Consider the following 25,144-nt stretch of genomic DNA (forward strand, 5'->3'; position numbering starts at 1 on the left):
TTCCATGTTATCCCATTTCTCTTGATGTCTTATAAACATATACGAATGGCAAATTGCTTTCGAAAAAAAGGCGTGGAAGCTACGCCTCCACACCATAGATTTCATTCTAATCACTGCAATTCGACGAGGAAGTGCTTTTACCCTCTTCTACGTTTACCTTCTCAGCAACGGTATCACGGATCGCCATGATCACCAATTGCAATAGCTCATTAATTTCCACCTGACTCTGCTGAAACTCCGTTACAATGGGAATACCATCAAGTTCTTCCTGTAGCTCCTGTAGCTCGGCCTCTATTTTGGCAATCATTTTTTGATTCTTCAAGGATTCAAATGCAACAATTTCCTTTTGCTTCTTTTTCATCGTTGCAATCAGTTGCTGGATGCGCCCATGATCCTGAATCTTTTCTTCTGCTTTCCGGAATACCTGTACTTCCTCACTGCTACCCAAAATACCTGCCAATTCTTTGGCTTTTGCCAATATCATTTCGCGATTGACCAAATGATCATGCTGGCGCGCCGCCGATTGAAGTTCTGTTTGTTGCAACCGCTCCTCTGTCATTGTTCATCGCTCCTTTTCTCACATAGACGGCCTTGCACACAGCCCTTTACTCAGACCGCATACAACCCGCTAGAATATTCTTTTATCCGTTAACTGCTACAACCGTTTCAACCAGATCACCTTTGATGTAAAAGGTCATAGGTTCCGTAATTTTCACTTGAACAAAGGAACCAATCAGGTCCTGAGAACCCTCAAAATGTACAAGCTTATTGGAACGGGTCCGACCGGCAAGCACTTTGCTGTCATTTTTGCTCTCGCCTTCCACCAGCACTTCAACCACTTCGCCACGCAATCGACTATTAAAGCGAAGGCTGTTTTGGTTCACAGCAATGTTCAGACGCCGGAGACGCTCTTTTTTGACCGACATAGGCACATTATCTTCCATCGAAGCAGCTGGCGTACCTTCACGTGGTGAATAAATAAATGTGTAGGCAAAGTCATAGCCGACCTCGCGCACCAAAGATAGAGTATCTTCAAACTGCTCGTCTGTTTCGCCCGGGAAACCTACAATGATATCTGTTGTCAGAGAAACATGCGGAACAGCTTCTTTAATCTTCGCTGCCAGTTCCAGAACACGCTCACGGGTATATTTTCGGTTCATTTTCTTCAATATATCCGTATTACCGGATTGAACAGGCAGATGGATATGCTCCACCAAATTGCCACCCTTACCGAGCACTTCTACCAAATGGTCATCAAAATCACGTGGATGTGATGTCGTAAAACGTACACGCGGGATATTGATTTTGCGCATATCATCCATCAGATCCCCGAATCTGTAATTCAAATCTTTCAAATCCTTACCATAAGCGTTAACATTCTGCCCCAGTAAGGTGATTTCCTTAAAGCCTTGACGTGCCAAATCCCGTACTTCAGCGATAACATCCTCTGGACGACGGCTTCTTTCCTTACCACGTGTAAAGGGAACAATGCAATAGGTGCAAAATTTATCACAACCGTACATAATGTTCACCCAAGCCCGCATACCCTCGCGCTTCTTCGGCAAGTTTTCGATAATGTCGCCTTCCTTAGACCACACTTCGACCACCATTTCTTTGCTAAAGAGTGCTTCCTTGACGAGCTGAGGCAGACGATGAATATTATGGGTACCAAAAATCATATCGACAAAACCGTGTTTTTGCATAATCCGGTTAACGACATTCTCTTCTTGTGACATGCAACCACACACGCCGAGCAACAGTCCTGGCTTTTCTGTTTTGAGATGTTTGAGGTGACCCAGTTCGCCAAACACTTTATCCTCCGCATTTTCACGGATAGCACAAGTGTTCAGTAAAATGATGTCTGCTTCCTTCCGATCCTCGGTAGCCTGGTAGCCCATTTGTTCCAGCAGGCCTTTTATGGTTTCGGAATCATGCTCGTTCATTTGGCAACCAAATGTATATACGATGTAATGCTTCCCCTTACCGATATGCTTGAGCTCATCCGGGACTGCGTTATCATACAATACCTGTACATCCTCTTTACCACGTTGCTTTTCTTTTCTATGGTTCGGCTCCGCCATAATGTTGATTTCACGTCCGCGAATACGGATTCTTTTGCTATGCTCATCTTCAGAAATAATCTTCACATCCGAGAAATCAAAATATTTGGAGTAATCTTTTGTTTTCTTTTCCATTCCTTAGTCACTCCTTACACCATCTATTTCACGAGCTAATTTGTGATTTTACTGTATCTTTAGGCATGGGTAAATTTATTTTAAGTTCTAAAAACCTTTAAAAAAGGCATTACACTAAATTATAGCATGATTTATAGGCCATCGCCATAGATCAACCGCAGATACCATGGAGTGCAATTTGAACTCATGTTCTTTTTATACATAAGTGAAGTATTTGTGAATTATATAGTATGTAAAAAGCCCGATTCTTTTGCAAGAATCGGACTCTTTAAGCCTTCCGGCATTTAAATACGTGTATATTAGTCTACGATTTCAGCGTTGTCACCGTTTTTCACACCGGCTCCGTTCGCTTCATCTGTATCAATGTGCATATCCAAAGCAAAAGAATCGGACACACGTGCAAGAACATTTTCAAATACAAGTCCACGTTCGCCACCGACACGTACTTTCAGCAACTGCTTGTCCTTAATGTCCCATTTAGCTGCATCAGATGTATGGAAATGAATATGGCGGGCTGCTACAATCACGCCTTCTTGCAGTTCCACTTCACCAGCTGGTCCTTTTACCGTGATTCCTGGCGTGCCATCAATGCTACCAGATTCGCGTACAGGTGCTTTTACACCAATAGCAAAAGAATCAGTGCGAGAGATTTCCAACTGGGAAGCAGGACGAGCAGGTCCCAAAATGCGAACCTTATCAAATTGGCCCTTGGAACCAATTACAGCTACCGTTTCATTTGCGGCAAATTGTCCTGTTTGGGACAAAGGTTTAAATTCAGTTAATTGATAGCCTGCTCCGAACAAAATTTCAATATGCTCTTGAGTCAGGTGAATATGACGGGCGGAAACGCCGACAGGTACGATTTTACTCATCGTGTGGTCACTCCTTTTTCTCTATACAATACTTTACACATCCATGCTATTATACTCCTATTTTGACAAGAAAGAAAAGGAGGGCGTATAAAGTTCCCTTTTTCGCCCCAATCAGCGTTAAATATCGTCCATACAAATCGGATCAAATCGTCGTTTTAGCGAACAGGAGAAAGAAAAGCATGATTTCAGCTACGATGAGATGAGGGGGAACGACAATAAATATATTAAGAATAAACAGGACACAGAGTATTCCAGTTAAGAAAAAAATGGCTCTGAGACGAGGTTTAAGATGACTTAATCTGTACTGATGGAATACTAGCAAAACCGACAAAAAGTAAATAAAAACAGAAGCAAAGGTAAAGCAAAGTACAAAGATATAGTCTACTTGTCCCAAAAACAAGAGCTGAATCGAAGCAGCTAGCATGCTAAGGGAAAGATAAATAAACAAATGACCATAAATAATAGTCTGGCCTGCTGATTGTTTTGATTTATCTACGCGCTTCTCCATATTCTCAAAATATTGCCACCAGATTGCGATGACTAATACAAAAGCCAAAGCAGCAAATACAACAGAAGAAACCGTAAAATGATCGGATTGTAAAACAGAAAGCATACTTATCACAGATTCGCCAAGCAAAATTAAGGTGAACTGTGCAAAGCGTTCTAAAAGATGCTCCGTATGGATTGGTGTGATCACCAACTTTTTACGACCAATCAAAGGAACGAGGATATCAATAGCTATACCGGTATATAAAATCAAATATCGAACCCAAGAGTCAAAGAATAGGGAGAAACTAGAGATGACTATTCCAATCCAAAAATAGGTTCCGAAAAAACGAGCTGTTTCCTGTTTATGAGCCGTTTCTTTGGGTGCCGAAAGTAAATATTGAACGACAGTTAAACCTCTTAACCCAATATAGCCAACAAAAAAAGATACGTAATACGCATCAAAATCTATATTCAGGCTGGCGGTCATGATTAACACGAAAAACAATTGCAGGATCATAAAGATTCGATGCGTTATACTGTCTTGACCAAAACGGTTATTGTAGACCGTTTGCCCCACCCAAGCCCACCATATCGGGATAAAAATCATAATAAACTTTTCCATATGTTCCCATGAAATACTACCATGCTCAACATGTAGTAAAACATGAGTGGCCTTGGAGACAGCAGCTACGAACAATAAATCATAAAAGAGCTCAAGCCAAGTAACCTTTTTTATTAACATTGTGTAATGGAGCCCCCTCTGATATGGCGGTGCAGCATGGTGTCCTGTCAGTCTTGCTCCAACGTCTGCGTATTTATGCTTATTTTTTATCACCATGAAATTCTAAGATGCTCCAATTATTTCGTAATCGTTCTCACTTTGTCAAGGTATTCGCAGCCAAAAATAACTCCTAGTAAATAGCTATTTAAGAAAACATTTTGGAAGGCAAATTCGTTTGCAAGTATTCCAGCGCATGTCCTCCCAGCCATCCCTTGACTAGCTCCTCAGGGTAATGCTTCAGCAGCAGTTCGGCAAAAGCCGGATATTTCCCCGAGTGTTCCAAGCCTTGCACATGGTGCTCGATACCATCAAAATCAGAGCCAAACATCAAATGCCTTTCGCCGCCTAATGAACAAATATGTTCAATGTGCGGTAGCAGATCCTCAGCGGTTACCGTACCCTGCTCTTTGAGAAACATTGTCACGAAGGTCAAACCAATCCGTCCTTTGCGGGCGATCAGTGCACGAACTTGTTCATCCCGGAGATTACGGGGATGAGCACACTTCGCAAAGGCATTGGAATGCGAGGCGATAGGTGGTAGAGCGGCCTCCTCCAGCACCTCCCAGAAGCCCTGTACGGACAAATGCGATACATCTAGCAGCAGACCCAGGTCATTACAGCGATTGACCAAATCGCGCCCCTTGCTAGTCAGCCCGCCACCTCTATGTTCCATAATGCCGTCAGCTGCCCAGTTCGCATAATTCCATGTCAGCCCAATCAACCGTATTCCCATGGCATAGCACAATTCTGCATAAAACGGGTTCCCTTCCAGCGCATCTACCCCTTCCAGTGAGAGCAAAGCCCAAGGTGCCCATGTATGATCCGTCCCATTACCATCCAAATACGTAATCTTTTCCGTGCGCTTCTCTTCTCCTGCCTGCTTTACTTGCTCCTCCTGATGCACAGCGGACGTATTTTTACATATTGCCAAGTCTTCCTTCCACAGCAATGGTCTCAATCCACCTGATACAGAGGTAACATGCTGCCTGAACAGCTCAATTTGACGAACCACATGCTCAAATCTTGGCGTCCCCAATACCTGTGAAATATATATAGCGAACGTTTGCAACTGCACGTTACCTTCTAGCAAACGCTCTTTTGTGACATCAAGCGATGGATGACTGAAATCGATCTGCGTATCGAGCTGCATTTTACATAACACATCACAGTGAAAGTCAACAACTGGCCAATTCATTTTTAGCTTTTCATTCATGCATCTTACCTCCATGTATAGATGAAGCACCACAAATTTATTTTAAAAATCATAGTAACAGACTCACAATGCAAAAAAGCCCGTTTACAAATCGTAAACAGGCTCAGGTAACTTACATTTATTATCTTGGTTCTACAATCAATTTGATCGCAGTCCGATCTTCTCCATCAATAACAATGTCTGTAAAAGCAGGAATACAAATCAAATCCACTCCGCTTGGTGCGACAAATCCCCGGGCAATGGCTACCGCTTTAATGGCTTGGTTTAGTGCACCCGCTCCAATCGCCTGTAATTCTGCATTTCCGCGTTCACGCAGTACTCCTGCGAGTGCGCCTGCAACTGAATTGGGATTGGATTTTGCTGATACTTTTAATACATCCATAGTAAGTACCTCCCCTGGGAATGATGATGGTTTGATTCCACTATTAGATGTTATTCGAGGGTCAGCAAAAAATTCCTGCTTTTTGGTGACAGTTTTCCTTATTCTTTCCTTAAGTAGCTCACAAAAAGGTTAATCCATCCGCCATTCATCTTCTTTAAGTCTAATTTTCTGAATTTTGCGGGCTTTTCCATCGTTATCATTCAGCTCTACGCTGATAGCATGAAAGTGCCATTTGCCCATATCCACTTGAAAACGTACCGGAAGCTGGGTCTGGAATTTCTGTAACACAGCCTCTTTCTGCATCCCGAGTACTCCCTCATAAGGACCTACCATTCCCGCATCTGTTTGATACGCAGTTCCTTGTGGCAAAATCGTATCGTCATTACTCTGTACATGTGTGTGCGTACCTACCACGATTGAAGCACGTCCATCCAAATGCCAACCCATAGCAATTTTTTCCGAGGTTGCTTCGGCGTGAAAATCAACTAGGATATGCTTATGTTTTTTGCGCAGCTCATCGACAATTTCATCTGCTGCACGGAATGGACAGTCAATAGCTGGCAAAAAGGTTCTACCTTGCAGATTAACAATAGCCAGCTCCTTACCTCCACCTTTTACAACGGTATACCCCCGGCCCGGAGTTCCTGGTGGAAAGTTAGCTGGGCGGATGATCCGCGGCTCATCATCTATAAAATCAAATATTTCCTTATTGTCCCATGTATGATTCCCCATCGTAATCCCATGAACGCCCCAATCAAAAAACTCTCTGGCGATAGCTGGCGTTATGCCTCTTCCCGAAGCTGCATTTTCTCCGTTCACGATAATAACATGCGGGTTGTATTTTGATTTTAGCGAAGGGAGATTCTCCCTCAGTGCCTTTCTGCCTACACTGCCGACGATGTCTCCAATAAATAATACGTTGATAGAAAGCCCTCCCTAGTCTGCCTTACATAAATGAAAAGTGGCCCTACAAGCAGCGGCCACTTTTCATTGAAATGCTTTTATTTTGCGTATTCTACCGCACGGGTCTCGCGAATAACAGTAACTTTGATATGTCCCGGATAGTCCAGTTCATTCTCAATCGTTTTCGTAATATCGCGGGCCAGTCGGAATGCTTCCGCATCATCAATTTTCTCTGGCTGTACCATGACACGAACTTCGCGTCCGGCTTGAATCGCGTATGATTTTTCAACGCCTTCAAAAGACTCGGAGATGCGTTCCAGCTTCTCAAGACGACGGATGTACGTCTCTAGCGTTTCACGCCGCGCTCCCGGTCTTGCTGCTGACAGGGCATCTGCCGCCCCAACCAGCATGGCGATCACTGAAGTCGCTTCGCAGTCGCCGTGATGTGAAGCAATGCTGTTGATAACGACCGGGTGTTCCTTGTACTTCTTCGCCAGCTCCACGCCAATTTCAACGTGCGATCCTTCCACTTCATGATCCAGCGCCTTCCCGATGTCATGCAGCAAGCCTGCCCGTCTTGCCAGTACAACGTCCTCGCCCAGTTCCCCGGCCATTAGACCTGTCAAGTATGCAACTTCCATCGAGTGCTTTAATACGTTCTGTCCGTAACTCGTACGGAACTTGAGACGTCCCAAGATCTTGATCAAATCCGGATGTAAGCTATGCACGCCCACCTCAAAGGTGGCCTGCTCACCATACTCACGGATTCGTTCGTCCACCTCTTTACGGGATTTTTCCACCATCTCTTCAATACGAGCCGGATGTATCCGTCCGTCCGCTACGAGCTTTTCAAGCGCAGTACGCGCAATCTCTCTACGAATCGGATCAAATCCGGACAAAATAACAGCTTCCGGCGTATCATCAATAATGAGGTCAATTCCTGTAAGGGTTTCAAGTGCACGGATATTACGGCCTTCGCGACCGATAATCCGCCCTTTCATTTCTTCGTTCGGCAATGTGACAACAGAAACCGTCGTTTCTGCTACATGATCTGCCGCACAGCGTTGGATGGCCAGTGTGATGATTTCACGAGACTTTTTGTCCGCTTCTTCTTTGGCCTGCTGTTCAATTTCTTTAATCATCTGAGCTGTTTCATGACGAACTTCCTGCTCTACGTTGGTCAGAATAATACTTCTTGCATCCTCCATCGTCAGATTGGAAATACGCTCCAACTCAGTTACCTGACTCTTGTAAATCAAATCAATTTGCTGCTGGGTTTCATCGATTCGTTTCTCTTTGTTGGCCACTTGTTCTTCTTTGCGTTCCAGCGATTCCAATTTTTTATCCAGCGATTCTTCTTTTTGCAGCAATCTTCGTTCCTGTCGTTGAATTTCATTGCGACGTTCACGAGTTTCTTTTTCAGCTTCGGCACGGATGCGGTGGATTTCATCTTTCGCTTCCAATACCGTTTCCTTCTTCAGCGCTTCTGCCTCTTTTTTCGCGTTCTCCACGATTTGCGCGGCAGCTTCTTCCGCACTGGAGATCTTAGCTTCTGCAATAGATTTGCGAATAAAATAACCAATCCCGAACCCAAAGAATAACGCGGCTACAGCAACGAGAACGAACCAGATCGCAGTCATCATACTGTTCACCTCCCCGTTGGTTCCTCCAAGGCATTCCTTGGGACTTTTTGCAATTGTCACATTTACTTTGATCGTCAAACTAAGATAACGACACAAGGTCGTTTCATTTCATATGCACATGCTTTCACATGTACAATTCCGCCTGGCATAGCGGCATCACTTGTTATTTGGCGATGAGAACTCACCCGTGGATTCCGCTTTTTTGGAAGGAAAAAGGGCGTTCCACAAGTATCGTTTCATATATATTTTATTATTTGACAAATGGCATTGTCAAGGGAATGCAAACATTAGTAGACTACCATGCAGCTTTCCATGTAATAACTAGCTCACCTATGCGTTAATACTAGCCAAAGGTTCAGCAGCCGTTAGACAATTATTCCTCCCACTGCAACAATTCCTCGTCATCTGAAGCAGCGTCATGCTCAGCTGCAGTGAGATGATTGACCACTCGGCGTGTCATATCCCCGGAATATCCGCGTCTCATGAGAAAAGGGTAGGTTTTCCTTTTTTTCTCCATTATATCACCACGTACCTGATTCCATTTCTTACGTCCGACCGTCAAAGCACTCTCCCACTCCTCATTATCGGTGATCTCACCTAACGCTTCCCCAATAGCGGCTTTAGAGATGCCCTTCTGACGAAGTTCTTGTCTAACCCACACCTTCCCCTTACGTTGGCTTGTTATGCGCTGCCTTGCCCATTGCCGGGCGTATAAATCATCATCTACAAGTTGCTCCCTTTGCAGTCGGACCATTACTTCGTCAATAACAGACTGATCCAGTTCTTTTTGCACCAAACGCTGGACAATTTCCTGACGCGTGCGAGGCTTTCGCCCCAAATAACGAAGCGCAAGTACATAAGCCTGTTGCTTTTCATCTGCCAGAACGATATCTTCCAGTTCTTTTTTAACGAATGACGTTCCTTTGAACATATTGTACTTGATCATTACATCTTCTAATACAGACAGTGAATACGGGCCAAAATGAATGATATACCTTCCACGTTTGCGTCCCCGTCCTTGCTCTACCCTAGTAATCATCAATTCCTCATGATCCGGAAAAAGAGAAATCCCTTGTTGCTTATTTTCTTCTGAAGTGTATTCATCCTCATCGTCCAACTGCAATATGTTTCCCTCACTTTGAAATTTCACGAAAGCAGCCTTTAAACACCTGCTACGTAAAAGTTAAATTCCGCTGACAAAGCAGACTTTAGTTGATGCAAAAATGCCCTGCACAACTGTGCAGGGCATCAGAATCATGCTATTCAAACGGACTGTGCCATAACCCCGGCCCCAGTTCACAAACCAGGATTCACCGAGCTTTATTCAAGCTCCAACAATTCCTGTTCTTCCTTCGCTTGCTGTGCCAACTCTTCTTCTGTAGGCGGAGCAACCGTCGTAATCAAATTGCTGGCCACCCGAATTTTTTGTTCGATCGTACTAGCAATATTCGGATTTTCCTTCAAAAATTGCTTAGCATTCTCACGTCCCTGACCAAGGCGCTCACCTTCGTAGGAATACCAGGCTCCGCTCTTGTCGACAATGTCATGCTCAGTACCGATATCGATCAAGCTACCTTCTTTGGAAATACCCTCACCGTACATAATATCTACCTCAGCCTGACGGAAAGGAGGGGCGACTTTGTTCTTCACGACTTTAATACGTGTGCGGTTACCCACAATGTCGTTACCCATTTTCAAGCTTTCAATACGACGAACATCCAAACGTACCGTAGAGTAAAACTTCAAGGCACGTCCACCTGGTGTTGTTTCAGGGTTACCGAACATAACACCTACTTTTTCACGTAGCTGGTTAATAAAAATAGCAATAGTTTTCGATTTATTAATGGCTCCAGAAAGCTTACGCAATGCTTGAGACATCAAACGTGCTTGGAGACCGACGTGGGAATCTCCCATTTCGCCTTCAATTTCTGCCTTTGGCACAAGTGCTGCTACGGAGTCAACAACTACAATGTCTACTGCTCCACTACGTACAAGAGCTTCGGCAATCTCGAGCGCCTGCTCTCCTGTATCTGGTTGCGATAGTAACAACTCATCAATATTGACACCCAGCTTGCTTGCATACGACGGATCAAGCGCATGCTCAGCGTCGATAAAGGCGGCTTGTCCGCCTGTTTTTTGCACCTCTGCGATAGCGTGAAGAGCTACTGTCGTTTTACCGGATGATTCCGGTCCGTATATTTCAATAACCCGGCCTCTTGGAAAGCCGCCCGTTCCTAACGCAATATCCAAAGCAATCGAACCACTGGGGATCGTTTCCACTTGCATGTGGGTAGACTCACCCAACTTCATAATGGAACCTTTACCAAATTGCTTTTCTATTTGACGGAGCGCCATATCCAGCGCAGCACGACGATCTGACAATAAACTCACATCCTTCATTGTTTGTACTTTAATAATACCTTGTTTTGACACGCTTGCCAAGCATTTTTTCGAACATACATTCGTTTTTTTTATTCGCACAGCTCTCTTCTATAATTACACCTGTCTCTTAAAACAAAAAAAGAACCGCTGGCAAAAGGCTTTGCAACGGTTCTTCCGATAAGATAATTATATCATGAATATCTATCTAAAACAACTCTACAACCCACACTGTATATAGATGATTAAGAGAGTTTCTCGTTCTCTACCAGCCTGCGCCACAATCTGTACAGGATTGCTTTGACTGATCGCAGTCGGATTGTTTCGCGGTTGCCACTCAGTCTCAGTTCATGTACTTCCGTTTCCTTGTCGCGTTCAGCAATGCCAATATACACTAGACCGACTGGCTTCCTTTCGGAATACCCAGGCCCGGCTACACCAGTAACTGAAAGTCCAAAATCGCTGTCCATGATCATTCTCGCCTGCTCTGCAAGCACAAGGGCTACTTCCTTACTCACTGCACCTGGCGCTTGATCCCCTTCCAAATAATCATAAGGCACGTTGAGTAATTTCATCTTCATTTCATTGGAATAGCACACGATGCCACCTTGAAACATAACAGCACTGCCAGGTATAGAAGTGATGTGTTCCATCAGCATTCCACCTGTACAGCTTTCTGCCGCACTCACAGTGAGTCCGCGTTTGGCCATTAGATCTACGATAACCTTCTCCAGCGTAACATCCTCGCTTGCATACATATATTCGGAAAGACGCTGCTGAATTTCTACTTCCGTAGCTGTCAGCTTAATTAATGCTTCACTTTCACTGGCCGCCTTAGTGGATATACGGATCGTGACTTCCCCTTCCTTGGCATAAGGAGCAATCGTGGGGTCTGTCTGGGATTGAATCAGATCTAACAAATGGGTTTCAAGAGCTGACTCACCGATCCCTGCAAATTTTAGCATTTTTGAATAAATTGGCATTTCCTCACCGCTCAATGCCTGCTGAAGCAACCAAGGTTTGGCCTGGTTTGCAAACATGGGTTTGAGTTCCTTAGGCGGTCCAGGCAAAACTACATAAAATTTACCGTCCTGTGCAATTGCGTCGCCCACAGCTAGCCCTGTCTCATTTTCAAGCGGAGTAGCACCTTCAATAGAAAGCGCCTGCCGGCGGTTATTCTCGGTCATTTCTACCCCACGGTTACGGAAAAATTGATCTAGCTTGTCCATTGCAAGACGATCTATGTGCAATTTTCGCCCTAATACAGACGCTATCGCATCTTTTGTCAAATCATCCTGAGTCGGTCCCAGACCGCCAGAAAACAAAATAATATCCGCACGCTTCTGAGCAATTCTTATGGCTTCCTGAAGCCGATCTATGTTATCGCCAACCACAGTCTGAAAATATACATCGATTCCAATTGTAGCCAACTCTTGTGACAAATATTGAGCATTTGTATTCACTATTTGTCCGAGCAATAACTCTGTTCCTACTGCAATTATTTCAGCTTTCATCAATTCTTCCTCCTGTACTGCGAATATATGGGAATTATATAAAGAAACAGCAATAAGTTTAGTCCCTATTGCTGTTTCCATAAAATTTATCCTGTTAAACTTTGGAGGAGCTCAGCAAATGGATATTTTTCACGAAATAATCAATACCCGAATAAATGGTGATCAACACCGCTGCCCATATCGCTATTAAATCAAACGGTATACCAAGAAAAACAAACGGGAAATTATTAATGAGCAGCGCTACAATAGCAACAATCTGGATGATCGTCTTTAATTTTCCCCAATTGCTTGCAGCAACCACAGACCCATCCAGTAAGGCAATCTGACGCAGACCCGTAACCGCAAACTCACGGCTCACAATCACAACGACAATCCATGAATCAATTTTCCCCATTTCTACCAAAGAAACCAAAATAGCGGTTACCAAAAGCTTATCAGCAAGGGGGTCCAATAGCTTGCCCAAATTGGTGACCATATTATTTTTACGTGCCAAATATCCGTCAAGACCATCCGTGCTGGCTGCTACAAGGAAAATGATAGCCGCAATCAGCTGATTATACGGCAGCTTGAAAGCTCCAATCTCAATCGGCGGCGGATAAAAATCAAAGTCCACCAGCAAAGCCAGCATCATCACCGGGATAAGGCAAATCCGCGTTATTGTAATTCTGTTGGGTAAATTCACAACACACTCTCCCCTGATTATCGTACTTGATTACAAATGGCAGTTTTCGGATTAAATTCAATCCTATGTAAATCGCTTTCGACGAGCGCTATACACCTGAATTGTCTGCATTTTCGTTACAAGTATAATATGGCGCAAAACGCATGTCAAAATAACCTGCCAAACATCAAGCAACGTTTTTTCCTACAAAATGCATGAGGGAAAACGGCTTTATTTCATGTTTGTAAATTGAAGCTCCAATGGCAAATCAGCTTTACGTAGCAATTGAATGATCGCCTGTAAATCATCCCTGTTTTTTCCAGTCACTCGGATTTGATCACCTTGAATCTGACTTTTGACTTTTAGCTTGGAGTCCCGAATAAGAATGTTAATTTTCTTGGCATTATCCTGATCAATTCCCTGCTTAAGCGAAAGACGCTGACGCACTGAACCTAGAGAAGCGGGTTCCAATTTGCCATACTCCACATTTTTAAGGGACAGACCTCGTTTGGCCATTTTAGATTGCAAAATATCAATCACCGCATTCAGCTTGTACTCGTCTTCCGATGCAATCGTAAGAGCTTCTTTCTCAAGCTTGAGGCTACTTTTGCTATCCTTGAAATCAAATCGTGTTTCAATTTCACGCTCCGTCTGATGAACCGCATTTGTTAACTCCTGCATATCCATTTTGGAGACGATATCAAATGAATTTTCTGAAGCCATCGTTTCACTTTCCTTTCCACAACAAAGTTCAATATCTAATTATAGGCTAGTCATTTACAAAAATCCAATAATCCGCTGACTAAAAAGGCGTTCTTGCCAGTTTTCCTGACAAAAACGCCTTTATTTCAATTACGGTCAAAATATCTAATTATGGCTTCGTGTTGGAGTTCGGAACATATCCAAAAGTCCAAGCACAATGTGAGCAAGACCAAAGCCCAGTATGCCATAGCCCCATGCATTCGGTGTCAGATAATAGCCCAGTAAACTGACAATTATACCGAGCCCAGTCACAATCCAGCTGACGGTCATAACGTATACACCTCACTTTGCGGAAAATGAAATGACTGCCTTTCCAGGAATTACAGTCATTAATATTTCCTCGCACCAAGGTATTTATTCACCATCAGTAGTTGTAGAATCTGTACCACTTTGTGCTGAATCCGTACTGCCACCTGTCGTAGAATCTGCAGGTGAACCCGTCACCCCTGCACTCGTTCCGGTCGAAGAAACTTCTCCTTGCTGTATCAGTACACGAGTAGTCGATTTATTATCTGTTATCGGTTGACCTGCTACGGAAATATCCGTGGCAGAAGACCGTCCTGATTTGATATATAAACCTTCTGGACCAATATCGAAAGACATGGCATCTCCACTTTTAGTCATACCATAACTCAGCTTTTCTCCACGGGAATTTTCTCCCTTGTACACTTCAAGCCAGCTTTCGCCCGTCGCTTTGATATCAACCTTGACCGCGGCTCCCGTTGAACTGGAAACTTTGAAAATCGTTGTCTTGCCTTGCTTGCCGTCCTGTGCCACAGTTACACCTTGTTGTGGCGTAGCCGTATCCGGCTGCTGTCCAGTATCTGGAGTAGTAGCATCCGTATTCCCCGTACCACCTGGCTGTGTTTGTCCGGTTTGCCCCGCATCAGGAGTCTGCCCACCAGCACCATTTGGAGCCGTCGTTTGACCATTGTTCGGCTGTTTTGTAGTGGTATCAGGAGTAACCGTGCTTGGTTCTGTGTTTGGTGTTGTACTTGGTGTTGTACTTGGTGTTGTAATCGGCGTTGTGTTTTCTGCTGTTTTTGGAGTTGAATGGTTGTTACTCACCCAATAAGCATAAATAACCCCAACAATGAGAACTAGAAAAAGCCACATTAACGCTGTAGGCAACCATTTAAGATTACCAATCGTGGCGGGACGGCTGGAGCGTTTCTGTGTAACAGGCTCCATGACTGCTTCCGGTTCAGGTTCAGGCACATTGCTTTGATGCCCTTCCAGAATCTCATCAGGATTCAACCCGACCGTTTCAGCGTATGTTTTAATAAAAGCTCTGACATAAAAGCTTCCCGGCAGCACTTTGTAATCGCCCGTCTCAATGGCTTCCAGATAACGTTTGCGTATCTTCGTCATTTCCTGAACATCGTCAAGGCTCAATCCTTTTTGCAGCCGGGCCTCCTTTAATTGCTGACCCAGTTCTGACATGTCATCATCTCCTTGTGTAATTACGCTTATTTAAAGATCTTCTGTATAACTGGCTGTAAAGGTATCATAAATAATTTCCTCAGCCGGATTATTGCGAAGTTCAATAATGATATTAAAATCATCAAAGCTGTATCCCGATTCACGTACAAATACATCAGGATGCTCAATCACTTTAGTACTTGGCATACTCATGATTTCCTGAAGCAGGTGATAATGTCTTTCATTTGACCGAATTGTACTCACAATACCATCAATAATAAACACATTGTTTGGGTTCATTTCTTCTTCAGAGAGCTGACTGCGCACCGTCTGTCGTAGTAACGTTGAAGACACAAAAGTCCAACGCTTCATTGCGCATACACTACTGGCAATAATGGATTCCGTTTTGCCCACACGTGGCATCCCGCGAAGACCGATCACCTGATTGCCGTCCCTCTTTAATACTTCACCCAAAAAATCGACCAGCAACCCAAGCTCATCGCGTGTAAAGCGAAATGTTTTACGATCATCCGAATCCCGATCGATGTAACGGCCGTGTCTTACTGCCAATATATCAACCAGTCTCGGAGCACGTAAGGCCGTGACTGTGATGTTGCTCGCTTTTTTTAACGTGTCTCCGAGAATGCGTATCTTCTCGTCATCGTCCGTTTCAAGCAACATCCCCCGTCTTTCGCCTTCAACACCGTTGATCGTCAGTATATTAACCCCCAGAATACCAAGCATGGAAGCAATGTCTCCCAGCAGTCCGGGTCGATTTTTATGTATCTTGTACTCCATGTACCACTGTTTCGTTTCTTCCGTCACGTTAGCACCTCATTCACATTCAAACCGTCAACAACTCCAAATCAAAGCATTATTGTATCATAAAATAACATCTTTCGACAAAACCAATTATTGAAATTTGGTAGGCTGCATTGTGTTGTAAGCCTCAATCACGTTTATGATATATAAATTACAATGGAATTACAAGAACAGCTCTGTAACCATTACAGAAAAGCCCCCAAAAGGGAGCTTTTCATGTTGGTTCCTACTTATGCGTTACTCTTGGCTAATTTAACCATTAGCCGGGCGATGGTGTGACGCTCGTCCTCATCGGCAACTCCCCACAGTTCTTTCAGTGCGCGGTTAGAGTGGTTGGCTGGATCGACCTTCTCATCCAGAAAATCACCGATTTCATAAGCAAGCTCTGAAATGGTATCTTGGCTGATTCCCAGCTTCTCCGCTTGCTCTACACGCTGACCGAGGAACTTTTTCCAAACATCAAAATTCTGAACAACTGTTGACATACTTAAATCCTCCTTAGATGATTCAGATTTAAAATCAACAGTTGTAATATGCTCTTCTCAGACGCTTACTATACTGGTGGATTCCTCCAAGCGCTATTTTCCTTAAGTCACCCATCCTCCGTTGGGACTTATGACCTGGCCATTAATATAACCTGACTCAGGAAGCGCAAGAAAATAAACCAGGGACGATATTTCATCAGGTCGAGCCAATCGTCCAGCAGGAATTTCTTCTTCCAAACTGGTAATTTCGCCTTCATCCAAATGATCCAGCATCGACGTATCCACTGCACCTGGAGCTACAGCATTCACTGTCACCCCGGAAGGTGCTACCTCTTGAGCCAGTGCTTTAGTGAAAGCGTTAATGCCTCCCTTGGTGGTGGAATACAACACCTCGCACGAAGCGCCACATATCCCCCACACGGATGAAACATTCACAATGCGGCCATAGCGTTGGGAAATCATATGTGGCATAAAAACCTGTGTGCACAGAAAGGTTCCCTTAACATTGACAGCCATCACTTCGTCCCATTCCTCTTCCGAAACATCTGTCAACAGCCCGTATTGAGATAATCCGGCATTGTTCACAAGAATATCCGGCTTCATCCCGTGATTATCCAGCTTTTCCCGCATGCGTTCGATCTGCTCCTTACTCCGCAGATCCGCTGACACGGTCATTACCTTGCCTGAATAAGCCATGCAACGACGGGCAACTTCATTTGCTTTTTCATGGGACTTCATGTAGTGAATGACCACATTCATCCCTACAGCTGCAAAACGCTCAGCAATAGCCGCACCAATTCCTCCACTCGCTCCTGTAATCAGCACGGTTGTATCGCCAATCGCTTTCAATTCTCCGCCCTCGGTGGTCATCGTTTCCCTCTCCTTGGACATTACGGACTCACCACTAGTGATATTGCGAGTTGATCCCACTGGATATGGTCTTTCAGACGGCGATTTACATCCTCAAGCGTGATACTTTCATAAATCGGAAGCAGTTGGAAAAAATCGCTGCCCCGGAAGCGATGTCTTGTAAATTCATGCGCAATATTTTCTGGTGAATTGAGTGTACGCAGATAACCACCGATTTTCTTTTTGCGTGCCCGTTCAAAATGTTCTGCTGTGAAGCCCTGCTTCTGGATGGACTCCACCTCTTCACGTATTCTCGACAGCAGCCGATCTGGGTCTTTGGTATCCCCGCCGATTGCAGAGAATGCATATTGTTGCGTACTATTGTACTCATGACCAAAACTGTCCGAAATCAGATCCTCATCGTAGAGCTTTTGATACAGTTGTGTACTGGAACCAAACAGGAGATCAAGCATCAGCTTGGTTTCCAGATCATGACGAAGTAATTCTTCACCCGTTAGGCCTACTTCAGCCTCCTTGAATCCAAACAGTAGCTTTGGCAGAGAAACGGCCAGCTTCACCTCACGACGTGGTTCTGCAACTATAGTGGGTTCATCGTCGAAAATCCGCTCAATCTCTCCCTGCGGCTTATAGTCCTTTTTGGCCTGATTGTTACGTACCAGCTCTATTACTTCAGCTGGATCCACTCCGCCCACTACAAAAAGAATCATATTGCTTGGGTGGTAGAAAGCTTCATAGCAACTGTACAGCGTTTCCTTTGTAATTGTACTGATGGATTGAACAGTACCTGCGATATCAATATGCACCGGATGGACCTTGTACAACGCCTCGATCAGACCAAAGTAACTCCGCCAATCGGGGTTATCTTCATACATATTGATTTCCTGGCCGATAATGCCTTTTTCCTTCTCTACATTTTCATCTGTAAAGTAAGGATGCTGCACAAAATTGACCAGCGTGGTCAAATTTTCTTGAATACGCTCGGTTGCCGAAAACAGATATACCGTTTGATCAAAGCTCGTAAATGCGTTCGCCGATGCCCCATTAGAAGAAAAGGTAGCAAAAATATCGCCTTCAGGCTCTTCAAACATTTTATGCTCCAAAAAATGGGCTATGCCATCCGGCACCTTTACGGGCTGTTGACCTTCTACGCGGAAATGATTATCAACCGAGCCGTATTTAGTCGCAAATGTGGCGTACGTCTTCTGAAAACCCGGTTTGGGCAACACATAAACGTGTAAACCGTTATCCATTACTTCATAGTACAGCGTTTCCTGCAAATGCTCATAAGGTATATGCTCCACCGCTATTCCCCCTTCTGGTCTCTCAAGAAATAAATAGTGTCCAGTCGGAACGTCCGGGCGGCATCCTGAACATCCTGCACCTTGACTGCCTCCACCTGACTTAGCAGCTCATCTACTGTCCGCTCTTTACCAGAAAGCTGTCTGTTAAAATCATAGGCGATCATTTCAAAAGCGGAATCCTGCATCTCCTTTAGCAAGTTGCGAATCATCGCCTGCGTTTGGGTCATTTCCAGCTCAGTAATCGCTCCGTTTTGCGTATCTTCCAGTTGCTTGCGGATAATAGTAACCGCTCTTTCATAATTAGGAATTTCAATACCAGATTGAATCGTACCAATACCTTTATGCCCGTCATACCGCGATGAAGCATAATACGCCAAACTTTCCTTTTCCCTTACATTAACAAACAACTTTGAATGCGGATACCCGCCCAAAATGCCATTGTACATCAGAGCGGAAGCATAGCGATCGTCACCATAGGTAATAGGGGTCCGCAATCCCATGTTGAGCTTGCCCTGGTTCACATCAAGACGCTCTACAACGGTTTGAACATCACGCTCTACCGACTTGGGCTGTTCAGGAACATACCCTGCTTCCGCTGAACGGTTCAATTGAAAATAGCGATCAACAAACTTCTCAACTTCTTCTAGCGTCGTATCTCCCACAACGTATAAATCCATGCTGGCATGATTCAGCCATTCTCCATAAGCCTCATACAAGCTCTGCGCATCTATACTGTCCAGATCAGATCGTTGACCAAGCGGGTGCAGACGATAAGGCTCATCTTTACACATTTCCTCCATGCAGCGCTCACCAGCATAACGTATTTTATCGTTAACTATAGATTCCAACTTCTTACGCACATTTTCTCGTTCCTGCTGAACGTATCCCGTTTGAAATGCACCATTTTCCAACGCAGGCTTCGTTAGCACTTCTCCGAGAAAAGCAAACGAACGATCCAGTAAACTATCTGGACTATTTACAAAGCTGTCATTAATCGTATCCATGCGAAATTGCACAATCTGATAATCTCCACGTTTATACACATCGAATCCGAAACCCGCGCCATACAATTGCTCTAACTGTTCTCTGAATTGTGTGGTCTGCGGATACGATTCTGTACCCCGTCGCAGAACGAAAGGTACCAGCCCCACTTGGGTTACGGTGTCTTCACGTAGCGGAATGCCTACATACAACGATATGGCAAACGTCTTAAAGCGCTTGGTCGGCAGTACATGAATCCTCAGTTGTCTGCGTGTACCACGCTCGAAACCTGTTTTGTTCAAGTCCAAAACTCCTTTGTGACGTCAATTTGCGTCTAGCCTTTGATTAGCATTAGTTGCTGTAAATCATCCTCCTGTAAAGAGGTAAAGTGTACCAATCTTTATTCTAACCATGCAAAAGCCAAGAAGCAACCGGAGACAAGCTCCCGGCTGCTTCGGCGTTTTACATGCAAAAAATATGTTCCCCGATGGTTTTCACCTGCGGACGGGTCCAAATCCATTTTGAGGTGGCTGTTTTTGGGTTAAAATAATACAGACATCCTCCGCTTGGGTCCCAGCCGTTCAGGGCTTGGCGTACCGCCTTTTGTGCAGTCTCATTCGGTGTGAGCCAGATTTGGCCGTCTGCTACAGCTGTGAAAGCTCCTGGTTGAAAGATCACTCCAGATGGTGAGTTGGGAAAGCTGGGTGACTTAACCCTGTTCAAAATAACAGCCGCGACGGCAACTTGTCCTTCAAATGGCTCGCCGCGGGATTCACCGTAGACCGCGTTGGCCATAATTTTAAGATCATTTTCAGATAGTCCCATGGTGTTGGCCGATCCCATCGTTTCATCATTTTGATCCGCTTTATCGTTATTGTCCGCTGCCTGTCCCTGAGCGGAACCTTGATTGTTACGATGCATAGGAGTTTCCGTTGGCTTCCAGTTAGGAGTAGCGTTCACCAGCTTTAATTTCGTCTTTGCTCCGACCACTCCATCGGGACGGATGCCAAATTCCTTTTGAAAACCCTTGACAGCTTTTAGTGTACTGCTGCCAAAATGGCTGTCCACTTTCCCGCCAAAAAAGCCCAGCAACTTCAAACGTGATTGCAACTCATATACATCCTGACCGTAAGATCCAAAATCAACTGCTCCCGAGCTGAATGTCGGCTGGGAAGGTTGCGCCGCTTGTACTTTCTGCTGTGTGCTGAGCGGCTCTGCTTGCTGCTGTGCAGAGTCATTTTTAAAAAGTCCTGTGTACGTAATAGCCGAGGCTGCGAGGATACCCGTGCAAATCCAGACCATTGTCTTTTTCATATGCTGCGCTCTACCTTTCTTTTGTGGGATTAACAGGATGGCTACGTTTATTATGACAAGCTCCGCTTAAAGCTATTCACCCTTTTAATCTTCTTTCAGCAGGTAGTCGCCACACCTCAAAAAAACATCACAAAAAAAACGCTGTTTGTGCACTTGGAGTTGTCATTTTAGAACAACTACCTTGCGAACGAACAGCGTTTTAATGTAGTGCTGGATAGAGATAATGCTTAGGAACTAACTTTATTTTGCTGATATTGCTCCATTGAGATAAGAACCTCACGGGGCTTGCTGCCCTCGTAAGGGCCGATGACTCCGCGAGCTTCCATGGAGTCAATCAGTCGAGCAGCACGTGTATAACCGATCCGCATACGGCGCTGAAGGAGCGAAACGGAAGCTTGTTTAGCCTCTAAAATGATGTTGACAGCCTGATCGTACAGCTCATCCAGCATTTCATCTGCATCAGCCGATACCTCTTCCACCTCCGGCACTAGCGTTTCATCATACTGTGCTTCACCCTGTTCACGTACATAGTTAACAATATTTTCGACTTCTTGATCGCTCATGAACGCTCCCTGAACGCGGACTGGTTTGGAAGCACCCATTGGCATAAACAGCATATCACCACGTCCGAGCAGCTTCTCGGCTCCGCCCATGTCCAATATGGTACGGGAGTCTACCTGCGAGGAAACGCCGAAGGCAATTCGTGAAGGAATATTGGCTTTAATGACCCCGGTAATTACGTCAACCGAAGGTCTCTGGGTTGCAATGATAAGGTGGATGCCTGCTGCACGCGCCATTTGAGCAAGTCGTGCAATCGCATCCTCCACATCTCCCGCAGCTACCATCATTAAATCTGCCAACTCGTCCACAATAACGACGATGTAAGGCAGAAATGCATCCGGGTTACCTTTCATCAGATTATTATAGCCCTCAATATTGCGGGTTCCTGATTTGGAAAATAACTCATACCTTTTTTCCATTTCAACTACAATTTTCTTCAATGCAAGTGAGGCACGCTTTGGATCAGTCACGACCGGAGCCAACAAATGCGGGATTCCGTTGTACACGTTCAACTCCACCATTTTGGGATCGACCATCAAAAATTTGACCTCATCCGGCTTTGCTTTGTACAAAATACTCGTGATGATCCCATTGATACACACTGATTTACCCGAACCTGTTGCCCCAGCTACAAGCAGATGGGGCATCTTGACCAAATTACCAACAATCGTCTGTCCTGCAATATCACGTCCGAATGCAATAGATAAATTGGAAGCTGACTCCTGGAAAACGGTTGTCTCCATTACCTCACGCATCGTTACAATGGAAACTTCATTATTCGGAACTTCAATTCCGATAGCAGATTTTCCAGGAATTGGTGCCTCCATGCGGATATCTTTGGCAGCAAGCGCAAGCGCAATGTCATCCGTCAGACTCACAATGCGGCTGACCTTCACTCCAATGTCCGGCTGAATTTCATAACGCGTTACGGCAGGCCCACGCACAACCTCCAGTACCTTTGCCCGCACACCGAAGCTTTCCAGCGTTGCTTCCAGTTTGCGTGCTGTTTGCATGTAATCCTTTTGTCCCATACCTTTGCCAGCGTTTTGTGGTTTAGCAAGCAAACGAAACGATGGGAGCTTGTACGGTTTAGGCGGCGGCGGAGCCGGAATAGCTGTATGGGTACCTTCAGCCTCTTCGCCTGCCATCCCGGTTGAAATTATCTGAGCTTGTCCCCGAACACCTTCTAATGTCGTCGAATCATCCATATCCGTATTCGCATTGGCATCCACAAAGTCATCATCCAGGGATTCATCAATAATGGAAGTTGTCTGCTCTGCCCCTGTCAGGGACTCTCCAAATTCAGCTTCCGGTCTTCTTTCCTCATGCTTTACTTGTTCGAAGAAATCCCTAATAATCGGCGACCTTTTTACCGGGATTGCAGCTTCCTGCTCAGCGTGTTCGACTACGTCAGACAGCTCTTCACTCTGGTTGCCGTTTCCCCACTGGGCCTGCGCGTCCTCAGCTTCATATGGAAGATCATGATCATCCTCATCCGTATCGACGGGATGCTCTTCCTTGTCCGCTTTATCTGAATTTTTGAGACCAAACAACTGAAAGAAAATCGGCTGTTTGCGCGCAGGAGGCTGCATTTCGTCAAAGTCATCATCCATGTCTTCCTCATAGGCAGGAATGGGCTCAGACTTGATTTTTCTATTTCCACTACCTTTGCTAGATGCCGAAAGTGGAGTAGCTTTACCAGTCCATTTTTTGCGCACGCTTCCCCCGGCTGCCAGCAGCTTGGTCTTTACAATCCGCACCAAATCCACATAAGACAGTTGGGTCATCAGCATGAAACAAATGACGAACATAACAATCATGATCAGTTTAGCTCCCGTGAGACCAAACAGCCACAACAGAACAGTAAGCTGTAATGCGCCTACGTAACCCCCACTGATATCCTTGTTCAGCATTGAGGTATGGCCCTGCTGGTCAGGCGACAGCAACTGCTCACGCATATCTATATGTATCTGGGTCATCACTCCGCCCGGCTGAAGCGCGTTGATCGGCCCCAAACGCTGCTCCATAGATGAAATAGAACTCATAAGTGTAAAGGCAAATACCAACAGTAGTAAACCCGTTTTACGCGAGTTCCACTGGTTCGGCCACTTGCGGTGAATCATCACCATCAGACCATAATAAATGCCTATCAGAGGGATAACAAAATAGAATTTCCCCAGTACGAGCCCAAACATCTTGGATAGCGACCGACCAACTGCCGCTTCACCCGACAACGCAATGACCGCTAATGTAATCAGCACAATGCCGTAAATTTCAAATTTTAGAACTCCGCCAAATGCGGCTTTCTTTTTTCTTTTTCTTCTTCTGGACATACAAGGTCACCCCCCAGAAGAATATTATACCACGTCACCCGGTATCCGCACATATGTTCTTTTTCAGCAGTAAATGACCTATTTCTGTACTATTCGACACCTTCTACGACCACTCGATGACTTGTCCTGGTCCATAACGCGGATTCAGGTAGGCTTCCAGTGGACAGTCCAATAACCGTACAATGATCCCCCGACGACTTTCAAGCGGCTGTACCTGCATAAGTAGACCGTTTACCCGAACCTCTGCAAACTCCTCAGCCTCTTTCCACATCCCTTGCCATACCATTTCCATTGGCATTACAGTATATAGTGTCATTGAGGTAGCTCCCCGCTATGCTCCCCTGACAGTGTCTCCGTAGGAGTTCCTGAGGCACTGGGAGAAAAAGGAGCATACGGAGCCTGCTGTTGAATCCCAGCGATCCCGTTTTGCTGACGCCGCGTTTCAATAATGGTGTTCAGCTGCTTTAAAGCCTCCCCGATGCCTCCAATCGCGTCCATCAATCCATACTTCACCGCATCGGCTCCCCCAACCGCTGTACCAATATCGCGGTTTAACTCACCGGTTTTAAACATCAGTTCCTTAAACTGCTCTTCTGTAATACGAGAATGAGAAACGACGAAGCGTACAACACGCTCCTGCATTTTTTCCATGTATTCAAAAGTTTGTGGTACTCCAATGACCAGACCGTTCATACGAATGGGATGAATAGTCATCGTCGCACTCTCCGCAATGTAGGAATAAGTGGAAGACACAGCAATCGGCACACCGATGCTATGCCCCCCACCTATGACAATGGTCACCGTTGGTTTACTCATCGATGCGATCATTTCAGCAATAGCCAGTCCTGCCTCTACATCACCACCAACTGTATTCAGCAAAATCATTAATCCTTCAATACGAGGATTTTGTTCTGCCGCTACCAACTGGGGAATAATGTGCTCATATTTTGTCGTTTTGTTTTGAGGCGGTAAAATGAGATGCCCTTCAATCTGGCCGATAATCGTCATGCAAAAAATATTGGACTCGCCTCCAGGCATGGAGGTTTGACCCAGTTGCTGCAAAGCCTCCATAGCAGGTAAAGCGGGTCTTTGCCCAATTTCTGGTTGATCTGGCGTTTCCGTTTCCTCGTTGCCAGATGATAGATTGCTGTATTGTTCCATATGGGTGATCTTCCTTTCGCTTTACGAATCTATATGACCCGTATTCACCCTATAGTATGGGATGGAAATGGAATATTTTATACCCACCCCCATGCCTTTC

Annotated in this window: 24 protein-coding genes; all 24 read right to left on the bottom strand. The window is 45.0% G+C overall.

The window, feature by feature from the left end:
* Positions 1-106: 106 nt before the first annotated feature.
* Positions 107-559: a YlbF/YmcA family competence regulator gene (locus tag AC5ELV_RS01035; protein WP_493428816.1), complete on the bottom strand. Its 453-nt coding sequence runs from the start codon at positions 557-559 to the stop codon at positions 107-109.
* A gap of 82 nt (positions 560-641) precedes the next feature.
* Positions 642-2,195 (bottom strand): tRNA (N6-isopentenyl adenosine(37)-C2)-methylthiotransferase MiaB, encoded by a 1,554-nt coding sequence (gene miaB / locus AC5ELV_RS01040; protein ID WP_493428817.1) that lies wholly within the window; start codon positions 2,193-2,195, stop codon positions 642-644.
* Positions 2,196-2,494: 299 nt separating this feature from the next.
* Positions 2,495-3,067 carry a phosphate propanoyltransferase gene (gene pduL, locus AC5ELV_RS01045; protein ID WP_023988243.1) on the bottom strand — a complete coding sequence of 191 codons (573 nt, stop codon included), beginning with the start codon at positions 3,065-3,067 and terminating at the stop codon, positions 2,495-2,497.
* 142 nt (positions 3,068-3,209) lie between these two features.
* Positions 3,210-4,298, bottom strand: coding sequence for a low temperature requirement protein A (locus tag AC5ELV_RS01050; protein WP_493428818.1), 1,089 nt, complete (start codon positions 4,296-4,298; stop codon positions 3,210-3,212).
* A gap of 184 nt (positions 4,299-4,482) precedes the next feature.
* Positions 4,483-5,550, bottom strand: coding sequence for a dipeptidase (locus tag AC5ELV_RS01055; RefSeq protein ID WP_493428819.1), 1,068 nt, complete (start codon positions 5,548-5,550; stop codon positions 4,483-4,485).
* 121 nt (positions 5,551-5,671) lie between these two features.
* Positions 5,672-5,932 (bottom strand): stage V sporulation protein S, encoded by a 261-nt coding sequence (locus AC5ELV_RS01060; protein ID WP_007430104.1) that lies wholly within the window; start codon positions 5,930-5,932, stop codon positions 5,672-5,674.
* 129 nt (positions 5,933-6,061) lie between these two features.
* Entirely contained in the window at positions 6,062-6,856 is a 795-nt protein-coding gene (locus AC5ELV_RS01065; RefSeq protein WP_165176691.1) for a TIGR00282 family metallophosphoesterase, read from the bottom strand.
* A gap of 77 nt (positions 6,857-6,933) precedes the next feature.
* Positions 6,934-8,478, bottom strand: a complete 1,545-nt coding sequence (gene rny / locus AC5ELV_RS01070; RefSeq protein ID WP_013309958.1) for a ribonuclease Y — start codon at positions 8,476-8,478, stop codon at positions 6,934-6,936.
* Positions 8,479-8,851: 373 nt separating this feature from the next.
* The gene (locus AC5ELV_RS01075; protein ID WP_493429334.1) at positions 8,852-9,601 is read right to left on the bottom strand and encodes a regulatory protein RecX; all 750 of its coding nucleotides are present in this window, start codon (positions 9,599-9,601) and stop codon (positions 8,852-8,854) included.
* A 197-nt stretch (positions 9,602-9,798) separates the two neighbouring features.
* The gene (recA, locus tag AC5ELV_RS01080; RefSeq protein ID WP_023988239.1) at positions 9,799-10,860 is read right to left on the bottom strand and encodes a recombinase RecA; all 1,062 of its coding nucleotides are present in this window, start codon (positions 10,858-10,860) and stop codon (positions 9,799-9,801) included.
* 242 nt (positions 10,861-11,102) lie between these two features.
* Complete coding sequence (locus tag AC5ELV_RS01085; RefSeq protein WP_028542703.1) at positions 11,103-12,371, bottom strand: competence/damage-inducible protein A; 1,269 nt, start codon at positions 12,369-12,371, stop codon at positions 11,103-11,105.
* 94 nt (positions 12,372-12,465) lie between these two features.
* On the bottom strand, positions 12,466-13,053 hold the full coding sequence (pgsA, locus tag AC5ELV_RS01090; protein ID WP_013309954.1) for a CDP-diacylglycerol--glycerol-3-phosphate 3-phosphatidyltransferase: 588 nt from the start codon (positions 13,051-13,053) through the stop codon (positions 12,466-12,468).
* 210 nt (positions 13,054-13,263) lie between these two features.
* On the bottom strand, positions 13,264-13,755 hold the full coding sequence (locus tag AC5ELV_RS01095; protein ID WP_013309953.1) for a YajQ family cyclic di-GMP-binding protein: 492 nt from the start codon (positions 13,753-13,755) through the stop codon (positions 13,264-13,266).
* 144 nt (positions 13,756-13,899) lie between these two features.
* A complete protein-coding gene (locus tag AC5ELV_RS01100; protein WP_023988236.1) occupies positions 13,900-14,064 on the bottom strand; it encodes a hypothetical protein in 165 nt (54 codons plus the stop codon).
* A gap of 84 nt (positions 14,065-14,148) precedes the next feature.
* On the bottom strand, positions 14,149-15,237 hold the full coding sequence (locus AC5ELV_RS01105; protein WP_493428820.1) for a RodZ domain-containing protein: 1,089 nt from the start codon (positions 15,235-15,237) through the stop codon (positions 14,149-14,151).
* A 30-nt stretch (positions 15,238-15,267) separates the two neighbouring features.
* Positions 15,268-16,041 carry a DUF3388 domain-containing protein gene (locus AC5ELV_RS01110; RefSeq protein ID WP_013370747.1) on the bottom strand — a complete coding sequence of 258 codons (774 nt, stop codon included), beginning with the start codon at positions 16,039-16,041 and terminating at the stop codon, positions 15,268-15,270.
* A 227-nt stretch (positions 16,042-16,268) separates the two neighbouring features.
* Entirely contained in the window at positions 16,269-16,523 is a 255-nt protein-coding gene (locus AC5ELV_RS01115; protein WP_013309950.1) for a DUF3243 domain-containing protein, read from the bottom strand.
* A 102-nt stretch (positions 16,524-16,625) separates the two neighbouring features.
* Positions 16,626-17,393 carry an elongation factor P 5-aminopentanone reductase gene (gene ymfI, locus AC5ELV_RS01120; protein WP_493428821.1) on the bottom strand — a complete coding sequence of 256 codons (768 nt, stop codon included), beginning with the start codon at positions 17,391-17,393 and terminating at the stop codon, positions 16,626-16,628.
* A gap of 20 nt (positions 17,394-17,413) precedes the next feature.
* The gene (gene yfmH, locus AC5ELV_RS01125; protein WP_493428822.1) at positions 17,414-18,694 is read right to left on the bottom strand and encodes an EF-P 5-aminopentanol modification-associated protein YfmH; all 1,281 of its coding nucleotides are present in this window, start codon (positions 18,692-18,694) and stop codon (positions 17,414-17,416) included.
* A 2-nt stretch (positions 18,695-18,696) separates the two neighbouring features.
* Positions 18,697-19,977, bottom strand: a complete 1,281-nt coding sequence (gene yfmF, locus AC5ELV_RS01130) for an EF-P 5-aminopentanol modification-associated protein YfmF (protein ID WP_493428823.1) — start codon at positions 19,975-19,977, stop codon at positions 18,697-18,699.
* 160 nt (positions 19,978-20,137) lie between these two features.
* Positions 20,138-20,989 (bottom strand): spore cortex-lytic enzyme, encoded by an 852-nt coding sequence (sleB, locus tag AC5ELV_RS01135; protein WP_493428824.1) that lies wholly within the window; start codon positions 20,987-20,989, stop codon positions 20,138-20,140.
* A gap of 227 nt (positions 20,990-21,216) precedes the next feature.
* Positions 21,217-23,883 (bottom strand): FtsK/SpoIIIE family DNA translocase, encoded by a 2,667-nt coding sequence (locus AC5ELV_RS01140; RefSeq protein ID WP_493428825.1) that lies wholly within the window; start codon positions 23,881-23,883, stop codon positions 21,217-21,219.
* 103 nt (positions 23,884-23,986) lie between these two features.
* Complete coding sequence (locus tag AC5ELV_RS01145) at positions 23,987-24,199, bottom strand: YlzJ-like family protein (protein WP_493428826.1); 213 nt, start codon at positions 24,197-24,199, stop codon at positions 23,987-23,989.
* Positions 24,196-25,044, bottom strand: a complete 849-nt coding sequence (locus AC5ELV_RS01150; protein ID WP_493428827.1) for a ClpP family protease — start codon at positions 25,042-25,044, stop codon at positions 24,196-24,198. The genes AC5ELV_RS01145 and AC5ELV_RS01150 overlap by 4 nt, the downstream gene beginning before the upstream one ends.
* Between the last annotated feature and the right edge of the window lie 100 nt (positions 25,045-25,144).

The sequence above is a fragment of the Paenibacillus sp. NMA1017 genome (assembly GCF_058895805.1).